Below are 18,267 nucleotides of genomic sequence, written 5' to 3'. Positions count from 1 at the left end.
AGGTTACTTATACCGTTTTTATCAGTCTTTTAAGGTTTAATGCTGTTGCCAATAGGAGGCATTCTTCCAGCGATTTTTGGAGACCCCTTTTGTGTATCTTATTCAGTTTGTGTTCTTGTTTTAGAATAGCAAATGTTCCTTCCGCCCATATCTGTCTGAGTCGCATGATTCTCAGATAATTGCTGATTCTCATGTTCTGATTTTATGGAATCAAATCAGAACGAAGGATTGAAAAGAAAGTGGCGCTTAACTTTTGCCTACCGCTTGTTTGTGGGCTTGGCTTTCTTCAATTATTGTAAGGCGAGGAAATTACAAAAGCAAAGGTACTGGAATACTGGGAACAGCTGCAACGAAAACATCAGGCTCGTAACGTCAATGCCAATGCGCCGTTCAGCTTGACCGTTGACTGGCTTTGCTCTTTTCCCAACAAACTGGAATCTGTCAATTTTGAATTTCCAACGCTTTGTCCGTCATTAGTTTATAACTGATGAGTGCTTCACCGTTAAGATCCTCCCGATTCATATCTACACCAACAATACTGTAATTATCATAAGTCTTATAGTAGTAAATACCCCTGTCAGCATTACAGCAAGAAGTGTAAATGGAAATTTCATATTTCCCGTCCGCCAAACGGCAACATCCTCTTTGCTGCTCAACGGAGCCTAATATATGGAAAAATTGGCTTACGCTTGATTTTTCGTCATTCTCGGACAGTGAATTCATTTTTGTAAAAGCCACACGTACAAATCTTGACATAGATGATAAGTCTCCGGGGAGCCCGATAGCGCCCATGCCCCTACTGTATGCATTTAGCCTAATCTGTTCGGAAAAGCAATTTTTAGGGGTGTCGATGGACAATCTCATATAGTTGTTCAAATTGAACATTTGAAACGGAAAAGGCGGATTATTTGTGAGAACACCTACGGGATTATCATAAACAAATATACCGTCCTTCACACTTTCTACCGTAATGGAGCTGTTTTTATCCGAAATGATCCAATGGAGCTGTGCCATAGGAAAATGTGGACTAAACGGTTCGGCCAAGAAGTTGATCCTGTCAAGCAGTTCTCTCGCGTCATTCACAGTTGCACACTGACCCATGATCCAAGGAATAAATTCCCATTGGGCAATGTTGTCCTTACCTTTTTCTTTTTCACGGTAATGAGCATTTCCCACAAAATTTAGCCCGGCAATACACAGACCCTTTTCGTTTACAGCATCATAATACAGTGGATAATTCTCTGTTATATGAGCCATTCCCATAAAAGCAAAATGATGATCCATTGTTCCCATACTTCGAAACATCAACTTGAAATTTCTTGGTGTGACTGTAACAGTCTCACCATAGGAAATTTCATAATCAAGTGTCCGTCCAAAATAGAAATCTCTGGTTTTATAAGTTGCTGCTGTACACATAATTCTTTCTCCTTCATTGCGTTATACGATATTTCATCAGCATATGCCTATTCCCCTCAAATCCCGACTTGTTTGCCTCACCGAATTGGAAGTTATTAAACTCTTTTTATCGGATAGCACACCACGGTTTTTAGGTTCCTGGTTGCCATCTTGCGAGGATTGCACAAATAAATCTCTTGGTGATAGAGTATCCGTAATGTCAATAGTTTAATCCTGTTTCTCGGCATATTCAATCATAGCGGAAATGGTTTCGGATTCATCATCATAAGAACCGAGGTGCATACACTACACACACTCACCCTTATCATAGGTAAAAAACTTAACCTTTGTAAAATCTTGTTTTTTCTTCTTGGCTTTTTCTTCAATCGCCCAATCAAAATCCACCTTTGTTACGAAATCAGGCAAACAAATGACAAAAAATAAATTCAAAATTACCCTTTGCATAGTCAATTCCGGTAAAGCCGTTCTGCCAACAAAATCCTTCATGGGGGCAACATAATCAAAATATCTATCAATTTTATGCTCGCATTATAGCTCATTTTGATAGTAAATACAATACCACACAGCAACCTGAGAGATGATACATACTCACCGTTTCATCGTTGGTATTACCTTTGTACCGCACGGCGATGTAGTTTATTTCGGAACCGTTACGATAGATGATTTGTTTTGCGGCATATAAAACTATTTATACTCTTTTTTATAGTCAAATGACATTATTGCATCTCCATAAAGGATGATTTTTCAATTGCTCAACTTTGGTCAAACATGAAGTTCCCATAGAAAGGGCAGGCATACATGATACCACCAAGGGTAGGATTGCCACAATAACCCATCTTTTCTATATTTTCGATAACAGTGCTACGAGGATATAAAAAATATATCTTTCGCGAAAGTGGACAAGGAGTTGGTATGCGATGATATCACTATTATATCTACTGCATTGAGAAAATCCGTTGTCTTACATACTGCGGTAATATACGGCCCCTTACCGGTGCAATCCGACCTTTTCTTTTTTACAAAATTGCCGGGCTTGTCGCTGAAAAGGCCGTAGATCCATCCCACCAGCTGTCCCTTTGGCTGATTGCGGAACTGGGACTGGCGGTTGAACGTACAACTCATCAGCCAGTTAGAGTCCTTGCCGGTGACGATGCCGCTCATCCAGTTGCTCTGCTTCGGATTAGAACAGAATTTATTAGGACGCCGAAAGCGGGGCTTGCGCCGCTATCTTCCGCCACATATCCTAGCCGCCGCTTGGCTTAATTTCCGTATGGAATGATGCAGGGGGATTTTGAGAACTCAGACTGGAATTTTCCACGCAGCCGCCGTTGGTGATAAAGACCAGATCGTTTTCCGTTAAATCAACGAATTCCGTATGACCATCCGCCAGAAGTTGGAGTCCAGAACCTCCTTGCCCAAAAAAGTTGGTGATGCGCTTGTCATACAGTTTTTCATCCGAGGCAAAAAACAGGTGAATGATCTCTAAGGCTCCCTTGTCGGACAGGCCGAACTTGCCGTCCGTATGGGCATCCTAGCCTCAATTCGCTGTGGCCCGCATGAGGGCATAGTTGAGATCTTTTTTGTTCAGCCAATAATACTCATCCAATACACTTCCGCCATCTGTTTAGATGGACGGAATCGACCGGAAAAGATCCCACATCACTTCAACGTGGTTGTCCATCTCCCGATCACCCTGCATGACATAGCCCAGGCCAGGGTATTCATAACCGTCACACGCTCCACCCGGTATCGAATCCTTTTCAAACACATGAATGCGGTCACCGCTCATCTAGCCGTCCCGAACCAGATAACATGCGGCTGTCAATGCCGCCAGGCCGGTTCCAATGATATAGGCAGATTTGGATTCAACTCCTTCGGGCTTGCGGGGCCGGGCAAAAGCCTCATAGTTACCACTTGCGTAATACATATCTAAAACCCTCATATAATTTCCTGATTTTATTATGTCCCTGGGACAACACAAATAAACCATGACAAGAATTTTCAATTTCATATGCCTCGCTTCTGAGAAAGTAGTTCCTATTTGTTTTCGGTTCTTTTGCATCTGATCTGGATTTCATAGACCAGAACACAACATTCATTACAATGGCAGATGCAACCTTTCAATGCAATCTCCATATATCTGCAAAACTTGTTATTGTCCTGAAACCTTGTCAGATACATTGACATCTACAAAGTTTTATTTTTCCAAGCCTAAGGTAAAAACCATCGCTTTTAGGCGGTAGAGTTTCATCAGTAATTCCTTCAAGTAGAGGCAGTAATATAATTAACGTACGGGGAGATGCGTAGAACTGGCGAATTATAGAAACGGAAGTCATGCAGTATATGATATAAAATATCACTTTGCGTGGATAACGAAATACAGATACGAAGCATTAAAAGGAGATGCAGCCTTTATGCTGCGAGAACTGTTAAGGCAGACAGCCAAGGGATAAAAATATTACAGGGAAGTATTCAGCCGGATCATGTCTATATGCTATTGTTATGCCCAACAAATTTGTCACCAAGTGAGATTATGCAGAATCTGAAAGGGAAAAATAAAGGATATTATAAGAGGAGTTCCCACAATTAAGAAAGAGATATTGGGGACAGTATATGTGGGGGAGAAGATATTTTTGTGGCACAGTAGGAGAAGTCAAACAAAGAATGATAGAAGAATATAGAAAAGCTGGGAAGAGAAGATGGGTACGACAATTTTTCGATAGGGGAAGAATGACTACCTCAGTAGAACTTTAGTGGACTTTAGTCTAAAAGAAAGGGCTTTAGCCCCATTGCGACTTTCGGTTGCCTAATGGCGGTTTTTAGACCGAATCAACCCACCGGCTTTAGCTGATGGTAGTTGAGTATACCAAAAAAGGGGGAGCACGTCACTCAGGGAGTTCGCTGTAGTACTAGGTTTGGAACGTAAACTTAAAAATATGCCAAACAATCTTTATGGTGGACAACAGTAACATATGGCGATTGCAAGATTTCTTACGGCAAAACCTACGAGTATGGTTGATAAGACTTTGACTCACCCTGACGAGATAAATTTGATAGAGCTGAAAAATGCCGTATCAAAGTAAATTGCAAGAAAAAAGCAAGAATATAAACATAGCATTTTCATAACACTATGTTAAAGTATTCTTACTTGTACTTATAAAGGAGGGACTGTTTCGTGTCAAAAGCAACGCTATTTGACAGTCGTATCAAAAAATACGCTTACTGTGATCCATTAGAAATCTATCGAGACATTGGCACATCTCCGGATGGTCTGACCATTGAGCAAATTGAGTCGATGCGGGAGAAGTATGGAAAGAACAGCTTCAATGAGCGAAAAAATGATACGATGATGAAACGATTGCAACGGGCATTTATTAACCCGTTTCATGTGATTCTTTTTGTTCTGGGTATTGTTTCTCTCATTACAGATGTTTTTGTAGTATCCAATTTTGCAAGAAACGCTACTACCGCTATTATCATCTTTTCCATGATTCTAATTAGTGGTGTAATTCGTCTGATTCAGGAGCTGCGGGCAAAGAGCGCCGCAGCTCAGCTTGATCGACTGATTCATGAAAGCGTCACGGTGAGGCGCGATGGGGAGTTAATGGAGATTCCCACCGAAGAATTAGTGGTCGGTGATCTTGTTTTATTCTCCGCAGGTGATCGTGTTCCAGCAGATATCAGATTGACGAAGAACACGGATCTTTTTATCTCCCAGGCTGCCATCACTGGCGAGAGCGCCATCCTTGAAAAGAGCTGCCGCAAACTCAGCTACGGCGAGCAGGAGACGCTGACTCAGCTTGAAAACCTCGCTTTTATGGCAACAACTGTTATCAGCGGCAGAGGCGAAGGAATTGTGCTGGCCGTTGGCAAAGACACGCTGTATGGCAGCTTTACAAAGCCCGATCCTGATGACAAAAATTCCTTTCAAAAGGGTGCCAATTCCATTGCCTGGGTCATGCTCCGCTTCATGGCAGTGCTGGTGCCGATTGTGTTTGTGATTCTCGGTATCACAGGTGGAAAATGGCTGGAGTCCTTTGCCTTTGCCCTGTCAGTGGCCGTTGGACTGATGCCGGAAATGCTGCCCATGGTCATTACAGCCTGCCTTGCCAAGGGCAGTCTTGCCATGAGTAAAAAGCAAACGATTATCAAAGATATCAATGCCATGCAGGGCTTTGGAAGTATGGATGTACTTTGCATGGACAAGACTGGCACGCTAACCAATGAAAGTATCCTGCTTGAATATTACATGGATATTCTAGGCAATGAAAATACGGAAGTTCTCGATCTGGCTTATCTGAACAGCGCCTATCATTCCGGCGTTCGCAACACGATTGACAACGCAATTCTTGCCTGTAAGACTATGCCTGGCCGTGAAACACATTATTCCGCCCTTTTGACCCAGTATCAAAAAGCGGACGAAATTCCCTTTGACTATGCCCGCAAGTTTATCAGCACCCTTGTACGAGATATAGATGGCGAGTGTCAGCTCATTATGAAAGGTGACATTGGGCATATCGTTTCCCGTTGCAGTCATGTGGAATATCGGGGTGAAATCCTGCCGATTGAAAAGGATGATATGCAGAGCGTATCTTCTGTGGTAGATGATATGCTCCAGGAGGGGATGAAGGTCATTGCTATCGCACGGAAAAATGTAGGCCATCAAAGAGAAATCACACCCGCTGACGAATTTAATATGACTCTGGTGGGCTATCTGTCCTTTTTTGATGCGCCCAAGCAAACCGCAAAAGAATCCGTGGCAGCCCTCAAGAGGTTAAAAGTGACCCCAAAGATTCTGACGGGAGATCAGGCGGCCATTGCGGTGTCTGTTTGCCATCGGGTGGGCATCTCTGCCGAGGCTGTGCTGACTGGTGCAAAACTGGACGAAATGACAGATAGTGAGCTTAGAAAAGCAGTTGAGGAAATCTATGTTTTTGCGGAACTTACTCCGGGCCAAAAGGTGCGTCTGGTTTCCGCTCTGCAGGAAAACGGTCACTCGGTGGGTTTCCTTGGTGATGGCGTCAATGATATCCCGGCACTGAACGAGGCCAATGTGGGAATCTCAGTGGATACGGCAGTGGACTCAGCCAAAGATGCAGCCGATGTGGTTTTGTTGCAAAAGGATCTCAATGTTCTGGAACAAGGTGTTTTGGAAGGGCGTAAGACCTTTACTAATATGCTCAAATACATCAAGATCACCGCCAGCTCCAATTTTGGTAATATTTTCTCCATCATATGCGCCAGCGCATTTTTGCCGTTTTTGCCCATGACATCCATCCAGATTCTGCTTCTGAATTTGCTGTACGATATTTTGTGTATTGTTCTGCCGTGGGACAATGTGGACGAGGAAGAAACCCTATCTCCGAGAGATTGGTCGGGCAAAACTTTGGGACGGTTTATGATGTCATTCGGGCCACTCAGCTCTCTGTTTGATATTGCGACCTTCCTGTTCCTGTATTATTTCCTGTGTCCCATGCTATGTGGAGGAGCAACCTATCTAAATATTACCGATCCTTCTTTGCAGCTTCAGTATGTGTCCCTGTTCCAGACGGGGTGGTTTTTGGAATCCATGTGGACACAGGTGCTGATCCTGCATTTTCTGCGAACACCTAAAGTTCCTTTTATGCAGAGCAGGACATCCACACCTGTGATTTGCATAACGCTGGCCGGAATTGTTGCCTTTACAGCCATGACCTTTACCAGTGGTGCATCTCTGTTCGGCATGACGAGGCTGCCGCTTTGGTATTTTGCATTTTTGCTGTTCGTAGCGCTTGCCTATATGCTGTTGACTACGGTAGCCAAATATTTCTATAAGAAGTACTATGAGTTGATTTGAAAGGAGGAATTCATTGTGAAAAAGAATATCAGTTATATTCCTATGGATTCCAACCTTGAAATTTGGTTGCTGGAAAAGCTAATTAAAGAGCCACCGAAAAGTGACTGTGTGGAAGATTTTCTGTCTGGCATCCGGGATATGATCAGCGGAGAGGTATCTTCTTTGATTTTGGGAGCATCAGAAGAAACAGAGCTATCTGCCAGTGCTCTGTCGGATGGGATTATAATTGGAGAATTGGAAATTCATCCGAAAAGCAGAAAGGTTCTGCAGAAAGGTTCAGAAATCAGCCTGACTCCAAAAGAGTTTGACATTTTGTATTTTCTTGCCCAGAATCGGGGCGAGGTCTTTACTAAAGAGCAGATTTATCGTGCAGTCTGGGAAGATGATTATCTGCTGGATGACAGCAACATCATGGCATTTATCCGAAAACTGCGCAAGAAGATTGAGCCTGACCCAGATGCTCCGAAGTACATTTTGACTATCTGGGGCATCGGGTACAAGTTTAATGATCAACTATAAAATAGGCGGACTGAGACCACTTTCGGTTTCAGCCCGCCTGAATTCTTGCCAAATCGCAAGGAAATTGCAAGGTTTTAGCCATGGGAGTCACCTTGTGCTTGTTGTATTATTAAGCCTGTGCCTGTTGCAAGGTATTGTTCCGCAGCTTCAGCCGGTATACTTCTCAAACATGTATGAAGAGAATAAAGCCCCAAGAGATTTTGAGAGTGGTATTGGACCGCTTTTCCATGATTTCAAAAAGAATTATATTTAAAGGACGAAGGATGGCAACCATACTTTTACCTTTGGAAACATCAATACCTACTGCGTTCATGTTCATAAATTTGTCACTCCTTAAGATTTATAATGCAAAAGATCAATACCAACTTTACTCATTGCTTATTCAATCTACTGTGGTGTGACACGAACGCACTGAAAGTGGTTCAACCTGCATAAAACGAACGCTGCGAATGAGGAGCTGGTTATCAGTCTCAAAAACGGACGTGTAAGTCCAAGAAAGGAAGCCGATATACCGATTGCCCCATCATTATACAGCTTAAGCAATAAGATGGCTAACAACCTAACTGGTTGTTAAGTATATTAACCAATTTATATTGTAGTAGAAGGGAGGATTAAAGTGGAGAAAAAATCGAATCCCCATAATACCGCACAAAAGGCTGCAATGTACGTTTCCAGTATCAGTATCATTGTCAATCTCCTTTTGTCTTTATTTAAATTGATTGCCGGAATCATCGCAAGATCTGACGCCATGATTTCCGATGCAGTTCATTCAGCGTCCGATGTGCTTAGCACTATTGTGGTTATCGTTGGATCAAAAATATCGAGCAAGGAATCCGATACAGAGCATCCTTACGGACATGAGCGTATTGAATGCGTATCATCCATTATCCTCTCGGGTATGCTTCTGGTAACTGGAATTGGAATCGGAATTGTTGGGGTGAAAAAGATTATTGCCGGCAGCACAGGGGATGATTTGACAGTTCCGGGAATATTGGCTCTTATGGCCGCCGTAGTATCCATTATTGTAAAGGAGTGGATGTATTGGTTTACCAGATCGGTGGCAAAGAAGATTAATTCCGGCTCTCTGATGGCAGATGCGTGGCACCACCGTTCAGATGCTCTATCTTCTATTGGTTCGTTTGCGGGGATTTTGGGGGCAAGGCTTGGCTATCCTATTTTAGATTCAATTGCCAGCGTTATCATTTGTGTGGTGATTGTGAAGGTGTCCATGGATATTTTCTATGATGCCATCAATAAAATGGTAGATCATTCCTGTAATGAGGCTACTGAAGATAAAATACGAAGTCTCATTGCCACAATCCCTGGAATAAGGCGTATTGACCTACTACACACCCGCCTGTTTGGTATGAAAATATATGTGGATATTGAGATCGCTGTAGATGAAAACTTACGGTTAAAAGAAGCGCATCATATTGCTGAGCAGGTTCATTACTCAGTAGAAAATTCCTTTCCAGAAGTAAAACACTGCATGGTTCATGTAAATCCAGCAAGCACTGTACCTGTTGGCAGTACAAAGTAGAACATAGCGATCTATGAACTATTATTAACGTATTATCTTTTGAAATCTTGCCAAATCACAAGGAAATCGCAAGGTTTTAGCCATGTGCTTTTCCTTGCGGTTTTTATATACTGTTCGTGGTCGATGGGAGGTGATTTACATGTTTTACACCGATTTTATTTTAAGAATCTCCCTCTCCTTGGTGCTTGGCTTTCTGATTGGATTGGAACGGCAGCTAACCGGCCATCCGGCGGGTATTCGTATCAATGTGTTGATTTGCATGGGAACCAGCTTCTTTACCTTGTTTCCAATGCTCTATGGCTCGGATCAGGTATTTCGTGTTGGGAGTAGTATTATATCTGGTGTTGGTTTTTTATGCAGCGGTGTGATTTTTAAGGACAGCGGAACAGTGCGTGGAATGAATACTGCGGCAACGCTATGGTGTACAGCTGCAATTGGCATTCTTGCAAGTACAGGGATGTATGCAATGGCAATCACTGCCGCTGGTATTTTGATTGCCTCAAACTCGATTCTGCGTCCTCTTGCAAGAAAGATGAACCCAATCACAGCTGGTGATGAATTTGAAAAACAATATCGTATTTCGGTCATTTGTCAGGAAGCTGCAGAGCAGGAAATTCGTCTGTTGCTTATTAACAGCAATTCATGCAAAACTCTGTTCCTGAATAATCTGGAAAGCGGCGATGTTGTTGGTGATAAGGTTGAGATCATTGCGAAATACTGTTCTGTTGGAAAACCTAAAAACAATGTTTTAGAGGGAATCGTTGGGCAGGCATTGGCAATCCCGGAAGTTGTAAGTGCTGGCTGGGAGGTGTTGTGAGTGAAGACGAAAATCAAAGATTACAAACTGGCAATTTTCTTGGCACTTTACTCCGTGTTCACAATAATATGTGGCTGTTTAAGCGGGATGTTCTCTAAACTGAGAATTTTGATGTTTCAGATTTGGTATCAGGTAACTGCTGTTATTTGGTTTATCCTTGCTGTTACAGTGATTATACTGCTCATCAGGCTTCTGAGGCTGAATAAACTAAAAAATGAAGTTAAACATTGGAAGGAGTGAGAAAATATGGACTTTACATGCATCTTTTTCGGCATCCTCTTTACTATTGCAGGCTTTGTGTTTGCCTGCGGAAAAGGACATATTCACTTATCTGAGTGGAAAAATATGCCGCAGGAAGAGAAAGATAAAATAAAAATTATCCCGCTTTGCCGTAACATCGGGGAAGTCATTGCACTTAATGGTATTATCTTTCTGATGAAGGGGCTTTGGTCAGGATTTCCAAATCACTGGTTTGTATGTGCAATGATTGCATGGCTAATCGTTGCGGGCTTTGATGTCTGGTATATCGAAAAAAGTAACCGATATCGCAGACCGTGATCCGCATTGCGGTTTCACATAGATAGTTTTAAAGAATGTGAGGTGAAAGACATGGACTCTGAAAGCAGTCCACGAAGGCAGAGAATATTGTATGGGTGTACGGAGATTCCGTGTCCCTCATATAATCTTCCTTGCCCCTATGAAAATTCAAGGAGGTAAGACCAATGAACAAGAAAGAAAACCGTATGGCTGTTCGTCAGACTGTCGAAAAGACAGTTATCCGTGACGAACAGAACCGCCGCATGCAATTTGCGGCAACCAATCCCATTAAAGAGGTTTTGAAAAACCTTCATACCACACTTCGGGGATTAGATGCAGGAGCAGTACCCGTAAGTCGTACTAAATATGGCACCAATAAAGTAACACATGAAAAAAAGAAGTCCTTGGCAAAACGGCTGGTCAGTGCGTTTATCAACCCTTTTACAGCCATTCTGTTTTGCCTGGCACTGGTATCAACCATTACAGATATGATTCTACCTTATTTTTCTCTGTTTGGCAGTGTGCCGGATGATTTTGACTGTCTGACGGTAGTTATCATTTTAACGATGGTATTCATTTCGGGTACGCTTCGGTTTGTCCAGGAATCCAGAAGTGGAAATGCAGCAGAAAAGTTGTTAGCCATGATTACGACCACTTGCACCGTTACTCGTAGGAACCAGGAAAAAATAGAAATCCCTATGGATGATTTGGTGGTTGGAGATATTGTACATCTGTCTGCTGGAGACATGATTCCGGCGGATGTGCGTATTTTGGATGCGAAGGATTTGTTTGTCAGTCAGGCAAGTCTTACTGGTGAGAGTGAACCCATTGAAAAAAACCCCAATGTGAGCGCACAGAAAGAGAGTGTGACCGATTACACAAACATTGCTTTTATGGGGAGTAATGTAATTTCAGGCAGCGCAACAGCTGTTGTTGTTTGTGTTGGCGATCATACTCTGTTTGGATCCATGGCGTCCGCAGTTGCCGGAGAAGCGGTTGAAACAAGCTTTACCAAGGGTGTCAACGCCGTTTCTTGGGTGCTGATCCGTTTTATGCTCGTCATGGTTCCGCTGGTGTTCTTCGTCAACGGCATCACCAAGGGCGACTGGTTGGAGGCCTTCTTATTCGGCATTTCTATTGCTGTCGGTTTGACACCGGAAATGCTGCCAATGATTGTAACAACCTGTCTTGCGAAAGGTGCTGTTTCCATGAGCAAAAAGCAGACAATCGTTAAAAACCTCAATTCTATTCAGAACTTCGGTGCTATTGATATTCTCTGCACCGACAAGACTGGCACGCTGACCCAGGATAAGGTTGTGCTGGAATACCACCTGAATGTAAATGGCGAGGACGATACGCGAGTACTGCGTCACGCTTATCTCAATAGTTACTTCCAGACTGGCTATAAAAACCTGATGGATTTGGCAATTATCCATAAGACGGAGGAGGAAGAAGCCGCAGATTCGCGTCTTATTGACCTGTCCGAAAACTATGTAAAGGTGGATGAGATTCCTTTTGACTTCACACGTCGCCGTCTTACTACTGTGGTACAGGATAAAAACGGCAAAACCCAAATGGTAACAAAAGGCGCTGTGGAAGAAATGCTCTCTATTTGCGCATTTGCAGAGTGCGATGGAGGAGTGAAGCCTCTGACTGATGACGTCCGTTGCCGGATTTTGGAGACAGTGGATGATCTGAACGACAAGGGATTTCGCGTTTTGGCGATTGCACAGAAAAGTAATCCATCTCCCGTTGGCGCATTTGGTGTCAAAGATGAATGTGACATGGTGCTGATTGGATATCTGGCATTCCTGGATCCTCCAAAAGAATCTACTGCGGATGCAATTAAGGCTTTGAAAGACCACGGTGTTACCACCAAAATTTTGACTGGTGATAATGACAAAGTGACTCGTACCATCTGCAAGCAGGTGGGGATGAAGGTTCGCAATATGCTTCTTGGCGCTGATTTGGAACACATGAGCGATACAGAGCTTGCAAGAGCGGCAGAGTTTACAGATGTATTTGCAAAGCTGACCCCCGATCAGAAAGCCCGTGTGGTTTCTGTTCTTCGTGAAAACGGTCATACGGTCGGTTTCATGGGTGACGGTATCAACGATGCCGCAGCTATGAAAACTGCCGACATTGGCATTTCGGTGGATACTGCCGTGGATGTTGCAAAGGAATCTGCCGATATCATTCTGCTAGAAAAAGACCTGATGGTTTTGGAACAGGGCATCATTGAGGGACGTAAAACTTATGCCAACATGATCAAATACATTAAAATGACCGCATCATCCAACTTCGGCAATATGTTCTCGGTACTGGCGGCTTCTGCGCTGCTGCCGTTCCTGCCGATGATGAGCGTGCACCTGATTTTCCTGAACCTGATTTATGACTTGTCCTGCACGGCAATTCCATGGGACAATGTGGATGAGGAGTTCATCGCCAAACCACGTAAATGGGATGCTTCCAGTGTTGGAAGTTTTATGATCTGGATTGGGCCAACCAGCTCCATCTTCGATTTTACAACCTATATTTTCATGTACTTTGTATTTTGCCCGTTGTTCGTATCCAACGGCGTGTTGTTCAATGATTTGCCCGCCCATTTCAGCGGTGCAGAACTGGCAACGCTTCAGAAGCAGTATATCGGAATGTTCCAAGCCGGATGGTTCGTGGAATCTATGTGGAGCCAGACGTTGGTCATTCACATGATCCGTACTCCGAAGCTACCCTTCATTCAGAGTCGTGCGTCTGCTCCGGTGACTTTGCTCACAATGACAGGAATTACGGTTCTGACCATCATTCCGTTTACTGTGTTTGGAACTATGCTGGGATTTGTTGCATTGCCTGCAACATACTTCGCTTATCTGATTCCATGTATTCTGCTGTATATGATTCTGGCAACAAGTTTGAAAAAAGCCTATGTTCGTCATTTCGGCGAACTGCTCTAAGGGGGTGCAATGATGAACTGGAAAGAACTTTGGATGACCTTTTTCGGAACTACCGAATGGCTTGGTCTGAATATCGGCTTTTGGATGGCTATGGCAGTTGTGTTACTGATTGTCATTGTAATGAATGTAATATTTTGGTCTATGAAACCAAAAGCAGATGCAAAAGAGCTTTATAAATAAGATGGAAATATGAATGAAGCAAGGGAGATACACAATTTTTTATTGTGGAATCTCCCTTATCTATTATCATCAAATCAAGGCCCATTCAATCGTGATAATTTTGTGGTAAAACAAGTGCTTTTTCATTAAATGTAAGCGTCAAATAGGTTCTTTCCAAAGTTAGTTGATTTGATAATAATACTCATTTAAAAAAACCTTTGCTTTTAATAAGCGAAAGTTGTTCCTGCCATACATAATACGTTTAATTAATTTGATTTTATTGACGCTTCCCTCTGCCAAACCGTTGTTAAACTTGTATTTTATTGCATTTTTTACTGCGTCAATATCGGATTTTAAACCATTGACATAAGTATCTATCTCGTCAACGTTCAGGGATTGGGCTGTTTCTATCCACAAATCCAGCTCATCATATTTTCCGGAAAACATAATTCGATGAAATTCCCTTAATAAATCATATAGCTGTCCGAGAATGGGATACTTCTTAACTGCGGCTTCATATTGTTCCTCCGTTATGCCATTTGCCTTTTCTAATTTTCGATATATCAGCTGGCACAGACATTTGCGTGGAACATACTCAACGGCGTCTGCCTCCGCAGCGGATATTCGTTTTTGATGTGTTCTTTCTTTTTGCATAAACACTCGCAGGGAATTCATCCGATTCATAAGGGGCAAGTTTTCCTGGCCTTCTCGAATCATAATGTCCGTTGCCTACAGGACAGTCGTCTTTTAAGTATTTTTTTATTGTCACAGTCGTGTGCCCGGTTAAACGTGAAATTTCATCAATGGAATGTCCACCAGCATAAAGCTGCCTTACCTCATTGATTGCAAGCTGTTTATTTTCAAGTCCCTGAATGTATTGTCTTTCACGAGCATTTTCTTGTATTTCTGGAATTTCATTCTCGGGAATTGCAAGGTATTCCCTTACAGTGGTTGTTGCCGAATGTAAAAGGAGGGCTATGTCATTTATTGTGTAGCCTTCATTTCTCTTTCTGTGGGCAAATACTATTCGTTCAGCCCGGTTTCTGGTATCATACAGTGCCTGCATCTGGGGATTGGCAGTTATTGCCGGTATAATCAGCCTTGACGGGAACAGGCGGTGCATGTATTTTTCAACTGCATCCGATAAATTTTTAAGCAGATGAAATCTGTCACTGACCTGTACTGCATCAGGATGGGCGTTGCTGGCGGCAGAGGAATATGTCTGTGCCCCATCTCTGGAAATTACTTTTAAATTGGGATAGGATTTTAACCATTCCTCTACTTTTTTTGTTTCTCGGGAGTCAATAATGTCAATTATCCTATGTGTATCCAGATTCACCATGACAGTTCCATAGCTGTACCGTTTCCGAAATGCAAAATCATCCACACATATATTAATTACAGAAGATTTATCCACATGTACTGGCATTTTTTTGAGCAGATCACAAATACTGCTCTTGCTTACCTGAATGGCATCTGCTTTCAATAATGCAGATGCACTCACTGAACTTAACTTGACAGAAGTCATTAATATTCGGTCAATCAAACGTGTTGTCTTTTTTTCATTAGGAGAAATAAAACCAAATCTTTCTGAAAAAGTTTTATGGCTGCAATTGGGATTGTCACAGAACATTTTTCTAACATTAAGCAATAATATCGTCTGTTTATCATGTAATGGAATGTCCTGAATTTCCCGCTGATATGTAGAATGTATCCTTGCTGAGTTGCTCCCAAAATATGGACATACGGTATGAACTTTACTACTCAGACCTCTATAATGACCACATTTGACTTTATTTTACAATCCAGACATTTTAGAGTGGAATCTAATAAATTTATCAGTTCTTGTTCCATGGCAAACACCATCCTTTGAACCCATTATATCGCTTTGTTGTTATACATTCAACTAACTTTGGAAAGAACCTATTTGACGCTTACGGATAATCGAAATTTCAATATAAAATTTAATTTATATTAGTGTATTTACACGATGACATTCAGACAAACCTCCTTGCCTATTTTTGACCTGCACTATCATAAAAATATCCTGCGGAGTTTTAGACGAAGACATCGTGTCAGTACACTAGTAATCTCATCAACTTTATCGAGAAAATAAGGAGCGGGGAGTAGGTCTTTAGATAAAGGGGAAGTATTGACTATTTTAGGCCCAATCGGTGTGGGATAAACGACACTTTTAAATTGTATGATGAGCATGTTGTAGTTACATGAGTGGAGGAGAATTGTAAATGGTTTTAAATTGCTCGGGAATTGTGTAGCGCCTCTGAAATGCTGGTATTAGATGAACCGGTTCAAATTGAGACTTTAAAATTAGTTGATTGTGTTAGAAACGATTCAAATACTTTCAAAAAAGAGAATGGAAGCAATTGTAAATACACATTTTCCAGCTCACGCACTGAAAATAGCGAATAAAGCCTTAATGCTTAGTTAAAATCGAACTTGCAAATTTGTTGCTGTAGAACATATAGTAACAGAACAAAACATGAGAAAAGCTTTTCAAGTAGAAATTAAAATTGTTAATTTTTCATACCTTAACGGAGAAAACCATAAAAGTGTTATTCCTTAAAAATTTACAGAGAAAGCTAATGGAGCAAAGTTTCAAGATACAGCATTTTCCGTAGCTGACGGCTGAATCCTTCGGTGGCATTGGTCGTATTATCATGAAACGGATATAGTACAACAGATCTAAAAGCAACCAAAAAGAACAGTTTATAAAATGCCCATATTTTTTATCAGGGAGAAATATGAGCATTTTAGGAAATAGTCGATTGGTAACCATTATAGAAGGCGATAATAATATATTGGAATGATTTCATTAAATCTTAAGTTTATGATGTTGGACTATGTTAGTGGCCTTGACTTCTCGCCATGCCTCTGATGCATTCCTGAAAAATCAGTGAATTTTTTGATAGAGTCCCTATATACAAGAAGTTAGTTTTTGCTAACAAGGTAAAAGACAAGAGGTTGCTCCATAAGGTTTATCAAACAATTTTTTAACAGCATTAGAAAACCGAAAGGCGGGATGGGGAAAGTGATGGCTAGCGGTATGAATCAAGGTAATGCCCTATTTTGGCTTGGGGACGTTCACCTTTCCTGGCCATTCCTACTGTGGCCCCTTCTATAAAAAATATTTTGTCGAATAAAAGGTGAATAGCACTTGTACCAATATGGATAATAGGATAAATAGCGTGAATAGGAAAATGAATAATAAATTGACATTTTCTTTTGGTTAGTATATACTAACTTTATAAGGGAAGTTAGACTAACCTTGTATTTCAAATCAAAGGAGGCTGTTATTTTGAAAAAAGAACTCGCAACTCAGGTAAATGCATATCTTGCAAACATTGGTGTCTCATACATCAAATTACACAATCTTCATTGGAATGTAGTGGGGAGCCAGTTTAAAGCGGCACATGAATATCTGGAAACCTTGTATGATGCCCTTGCAGATGTACTCGATGCTATCGCAGAACTTTTAAAAATGAACGGAGAAGCCCCTTTGGCAAGTATGAAGGGTTACTTATCAGTTGCCACAATTCCAGAGTTGGAAAGTGTCGAGCTGGATGTCAAGAGTGCGATGCAGACGGTTCTGAAAGATATGGAATCTCTCAGAACTCAGGCTTTTTTCATTCGTGAGCAGGCCGACAAGGAGAATCAATTTGATGTGGTTGCCCACATGGAAGACGATGTGGCAAATTACAACAAAACAATTTGGTTCATTCAATCTATGTTGAAGTAATAAGCAAATGTTCAAATAGAGAACTATCGTAGAACGTGGGTAGTTCTCTATTTGATTGTCAATGATTGAATCTTGCATCTAGTTCTTTTTTTCTTTAAAAATAAATGAGATAATATTATATATGAGTTAGTCTTGGCTAACATTGATTTCAGCATATATCTAGAAAGCCTGCTAATAAAAAGTCAAGTGTTTTTTGAAGAAAATTTCAAAAAGCCGATTTGATATTTTAGGGTATAACTTTTAAGCCGCCAGAACTGCCGGTTTTGAAAGGGGTGATATAGAGACGGGTGTTACTCTGCCTGCTCCAAGTTCCGCAGGCACTCTTTGACCTTGCCATAATAAATGCGGAGAAACTTATTCGCTCCGGCGGTCATGTAGACATAGTAAGGCTTTCCCTGTGCCCGCTTTTTATCAAGGAAACGATAGACCGGATCGTCCACAGGGGCATTCTGGAGCAGGGTCGTCATGATCTGAAATAAGGTCTTGCGCAGTCTGGCAGAGCCAACTTTGGAAGCCCTGTTGCTCTTGGACTTGTGCTGGCCGGACTCATCCACGCCGGGGTCAACGCCTGCAAAGGCGGTCAATGCCTCCCTGTGGGTAAATCTGGACACGTTGCCAATCTCAGCAATGAGCAGCGGGCCATAAGTCTTCCCAACGCCATAGATGCCCATCACGGTGTTGTATTATGATCTCTCGGAATCTTGAGTGATCATGCCAGCAAAACTCTGGCATTGA

The 18,267-nt window shown here is 41.9% G+C and carries 17 protein-coding genes and 3 pseudogenes; 10 read left to right on the top strand and 10 right to left on the bottom strand.

The window, feature by feature from the left end; genetic code table 11:
• Window positions 1-7: 7 nt before the first annotated feature.
• The 6 genes and pseudogenes from LI015_RS28770 to LI015_RS28560 form a co-directional block, all read right to left on the bottom strand.
• On the bottom strand, window positions 8-193 hold the full coding sequence (locus tag LI015_RS28770) for a transposase (protein ID WP_007036501.1): 186 nt from the start codon (window positions 191-193) through the stop codon (window positions 8-10).
• A 248-nt stretch (window positions 194-441) separates the two neighbouring features.
• The gene (bsh, locus tag LI015_RS15915) at window positions 442-1,416 is read right to left on the bottom strand and encodes a choloylglycine hydrolase (RefSeq protein ID WP_002571348.1); all 975 of its coding nucleotides are present in this window, start codon (window positions 1,414-1,416) and stop codon (window positions 442-444) included.
• 285 nt (window positions 1,417-1,701) lie between these two features.
• On the bottom strand, window positions 1,702-1,902 hold the full coding sequence (locus tag LI015_RS29040) for a hypothetical protein (protein ID WP_330370107.1): 201 nt from the start codon (window positions 1,900-1,902) through the stop codon (window positions 1,702-1,704).
• Window positions 1,903-2,277: 375 nt separating this feature from the next.
• The gene (locus tag LI015_RS28565) at window positions 2,278-2,577 is read right to left on the bottom strand and encodes an oleate hydratase (RefSeq protein WP_002565679.1); all 300 of its coding nucleotides are present in this window, start codon (window positions 2,575-2,577) and stop codon (window positions 2,278-2,280) included.
• Between the two features lie 82 nt (window positions 2,578-2,659).
• Window positions 2,660-2,761, bottom strand: coding sequence for a hypothetical protein (locus LI015_RS28760; RefSeq protein WP_334291229.1), 102 nt, complete (start codon window positions 2,759-2,761; stop codon window positions 2,660-2,662).
• Between the two features lie 279 nt (window positions 2,762-3,040).
• Window positions 3,041-3,358: pseudogene (locus LI015_RS28560) on the bottom strand (oleate hydratase).
• Between the two features lie 367 nt (window positions 3,359-3,725).
• Between LI015_RS28560 and tnpA the strand changes: the two are divergent.
• The 3 genes and pseudogenes from tnpA to LI015_RS15890 all read left to right on the top strand — a co-directional run bounded on the left by tnpA (window position 3,726) and on the right by LI015_RS15890 (window position 7,771).
• Window positions 3,726-4,150, top strand: a pseudogene (gene tnpA / locus LI015_RS15900) (IS200/IS605 family transposase).
• Between the two features lie 441 nt (window positions 4,151-4,591).
• On the top strand, window positions 4,592-7,252 hold the full coding sequence (gene mgtA / locus LI015_RS15895; protein WP_002565677.1) for a magnesium-translocating P-type ATPase: 2,661 nt from the start codon (window positions 4,592-4,594) through the stop codon (window positions 7,250-7,252).
• Window positions 7,253-7,267: 15 nt separating this feature from the next.
• The gene (locus tag LI015_RS15890) at window positions 7,268-7,771 is read left to right on the top strand and encodes a winged helix-turn-helix domain-containing protein (RefSeq protein WP_227125637.1); all 504 of its coding nucleotides are present in this window, start codon (window positions 7,268-7,270) and stop codon (window positions 7,769-7,771) included.
• A gap of 163 nt (window positions 7,772-7,934) precedes the next feature.
• On the opposite strand, the gene LI015_RS15885 is transcribed toward LI015_RS15890, so the two are convergent.
• Entirely contained in the window at window positions 7,935-8,090 is a 156-nt protein-coding gene (locus LI015_RS15885; RefSeq protein WP_002565675.1) for a hypothetical protein, read from the bottom strand.
• 297 nt (window positions 8,091-8,387) lie between these two features.
• Here LI015_RS15885 and LI015_RS15880 point away from each other — a divergent pair, with 297 nt between their 5' ends.
• From LI015_RS15880 to LI015_RS15855, 6 genes are all read left to right on the top strand, one after another.
• Entirely contained in the window at window positions 8,388-9,311 is a 924-nt protein-coding gene (locus LI015_RS15880) for a cation diffusion facilitator family transporter (protein ID WP_002565674.1), read from the top strand.
• Between the two features lie 139 nt (window positions 9,312-9,450).
• Complete coding sequence (locus LI015_RS15875; protein ID WP_002565673.1) at window positions 9,451-10,128, top strand: MgtC/SapB family protein; 678 nt, start codon at window positions 9,451-9,453, stop codon at window positions 10,126-10,128.
• A complete protein-coding gene (locus LI015_RS15870; protein ID WP_002565672.1) occupies window positions 10,129-10,368 on the top strand; it encodes a hypothetical protein in 240 nt (79 codons plus the stop codon).
• 6 nt (window positions 10,369-10,374) lie between these two features.
• Complete coding sequence (locus LI015_RS15865; protein WP_002565671.1) at window positions 10,375-10,686, top strand: DUF3784 domain-containing protein; 312 nt, start codon at window positions 10,375-10,377, stop codon at window positions 10,684-10,686.
• A gap of 164 nt (window positions 10,687-10,850) precedes the next feature.
• Window positions 10,851-13,616, top strand: coding sequence for a magnesium-translocating P-type ATPase (gene mgtA, locus LI015_RS15860; RefSeq protein WP_118019536.1), 2,766 nt, complete (start codon window positions 10,851-10,853; stop codon window positions 13,614-13,616).
• Window positions 13,617-13,625: 9 nt separating this feature from the next.
• Complete coding sequence (locus LI015_RS15855; RefSeq protein ID WP_002565669.1) at window positions 13,626-13,796, top strand: hypothetical protein; 171 nt, start codon at window positions 13,626-13,628, stop codon at window positions 13,794-13,796.
• 159 nt (window positions 13,797-13,955) lie between these two features.
• On the opposite strand, the gene LI015_RS15850 is transcribed toward LI015_RS15855, so the two are convergent.
• Both LI015_RS15850 and LI015_RS15845 read right to left on the bottom strand, forming a co-directional pair.
• Window positions 13,956-14,429 (bottom strand): transposase, encoded by a 474-nt coding sequence (locus tag LI015_RS15850; protein WP_227125635.1) that lies wholly within the window; start codon window positions 14,427-14,429, stop codon window positions 13,956-13,958.
• Complete coding sequence (locus LI015_RS15845) at window positions 14,371-15,543, bottom strand: ISL3 family transposase (RefSeq protein ID WP_227125654.1); 1,173 nt, start codon at window positions 15,541-15,543, stop codon at window positions 14,371-14,373. The genes LI015_RS15850 and LI015_RS15845 overlap by 59 nt, the downstream gene beginning before the upstream one ends.
• Before the next feature lie 1,548 nt (window positions 15,544-17,091).
• Between LI015_RS15845 and LI015_RS15840 the strand changes: the two genes are divergently transcribed.
• Window positions 17,092-17,532, top strand: coding sequence for a Dps family protein (locus tag LI015_RS15840; RefSeq protein ID WP_002565667.1), 441 nt, complete (start codon window positions 17,092-17,094; stop codon window positions 17,530-17,532).
• A gap of 290 nt (window positions 17,533-17,822) precedes the next feature.
• Here LI015_RS15840 and LI015_RS15835 read toward each other — a convergent pair.
• Window positions 17,823-18,215, bottom strand: a pseudogene (locus LI015_RS15835) (transposase); the annotation flags it as partial.
• Window positions 18,216-18,267 lie beyond the last annotated feature (52 nt).

The sequence above is a fragment of the Enterocloster sp. 210928-DFI.2.20 genome, assembly GCF_020554465.1.
Classification (GTDB): Bacteria; Bacillota; Clostridia; order Lachnospirales; family Lachnospiraceae; genus Enterocloster; species Enterocloster bolteae.
The sequence above is the reverse complement of the archived record's forward strand: the minus strand, read 5'-3'. Positions and strand labels throughout refer to the sequence as shown.

Excerpts from the sequence above, each read along its gene's own strand:
- LI015_RS28770 (WP_007036501.1), bottom strand. The coding sequence starts at position 193 with ATGAGAATCAGCAATTATCTGAGAATCATGCGACTCAGACAGATATGG.
- bsh (WP_002571348.1), bottom strand. The coding sequence starts at position 1,416 with ATGTGTACAGCAGCAACTTATAAAACCAGAGATTTCTATTTTGGACGG.
- LI015_RS29040 (WP_330370107.1), bottom strand. The coding sequence starts at position 1,902 with ATGAAGGATTTTGTTGGCAGAACGGCTTTACCGGAATTGACTATGCAA.
- LI015_RS28565 (WP_002565679.1), bottom strand. The coding sequence starts at position 2,577 with ATGAGCGGCATCGTCACCGGCAAGGACTCTAACTGGCTGATGAGTTGT.
- LI015_RS15885 (WP_002565675.1), bottom strand. The coding sequence starts at position 8,090 with ATGAACATGAACGCAGTAGGTATTGATGTTTCCAAAGGTAAAAGTATG.
- LI015_RS15875 (WP_002565673.1), top strand. The coding sequence starts at position 9,451 with ATGTTTTACACCGATTTTATTTTAAGAATCTCCCTCTCCTTGGTGCTT.
- LI015_RS15865 (WP_002565671.1), top strand. The coding sequence starts at position 10,375 with ATGGACTTTACATGCATCTTTTTCGGCATCCTCTTTACTATTGCAGGC.
- mgtA (WP_118019536.1), top strand. The coding sequence starts at position 10,851 with ATGAACAAGAAAGAAAACCGTATGGCTGTTCGTCAGACTGTCGAAAAG.
- LI015_RS15855 (WP_002565669.1), top strand. The coding sequence starts at position 13,626 with ATGATGAACTGGAAAGAACTTTGGATGACCTTTTTCGGAACTACCGAA.
- LI015_RS15850 (WP_227125635.1), bottom strand. The coding sequence starts at position 14,429 with ATGCAAAAAGAAAGAACACATCAAAAACGAATATCCGCTGCGGAGGCA.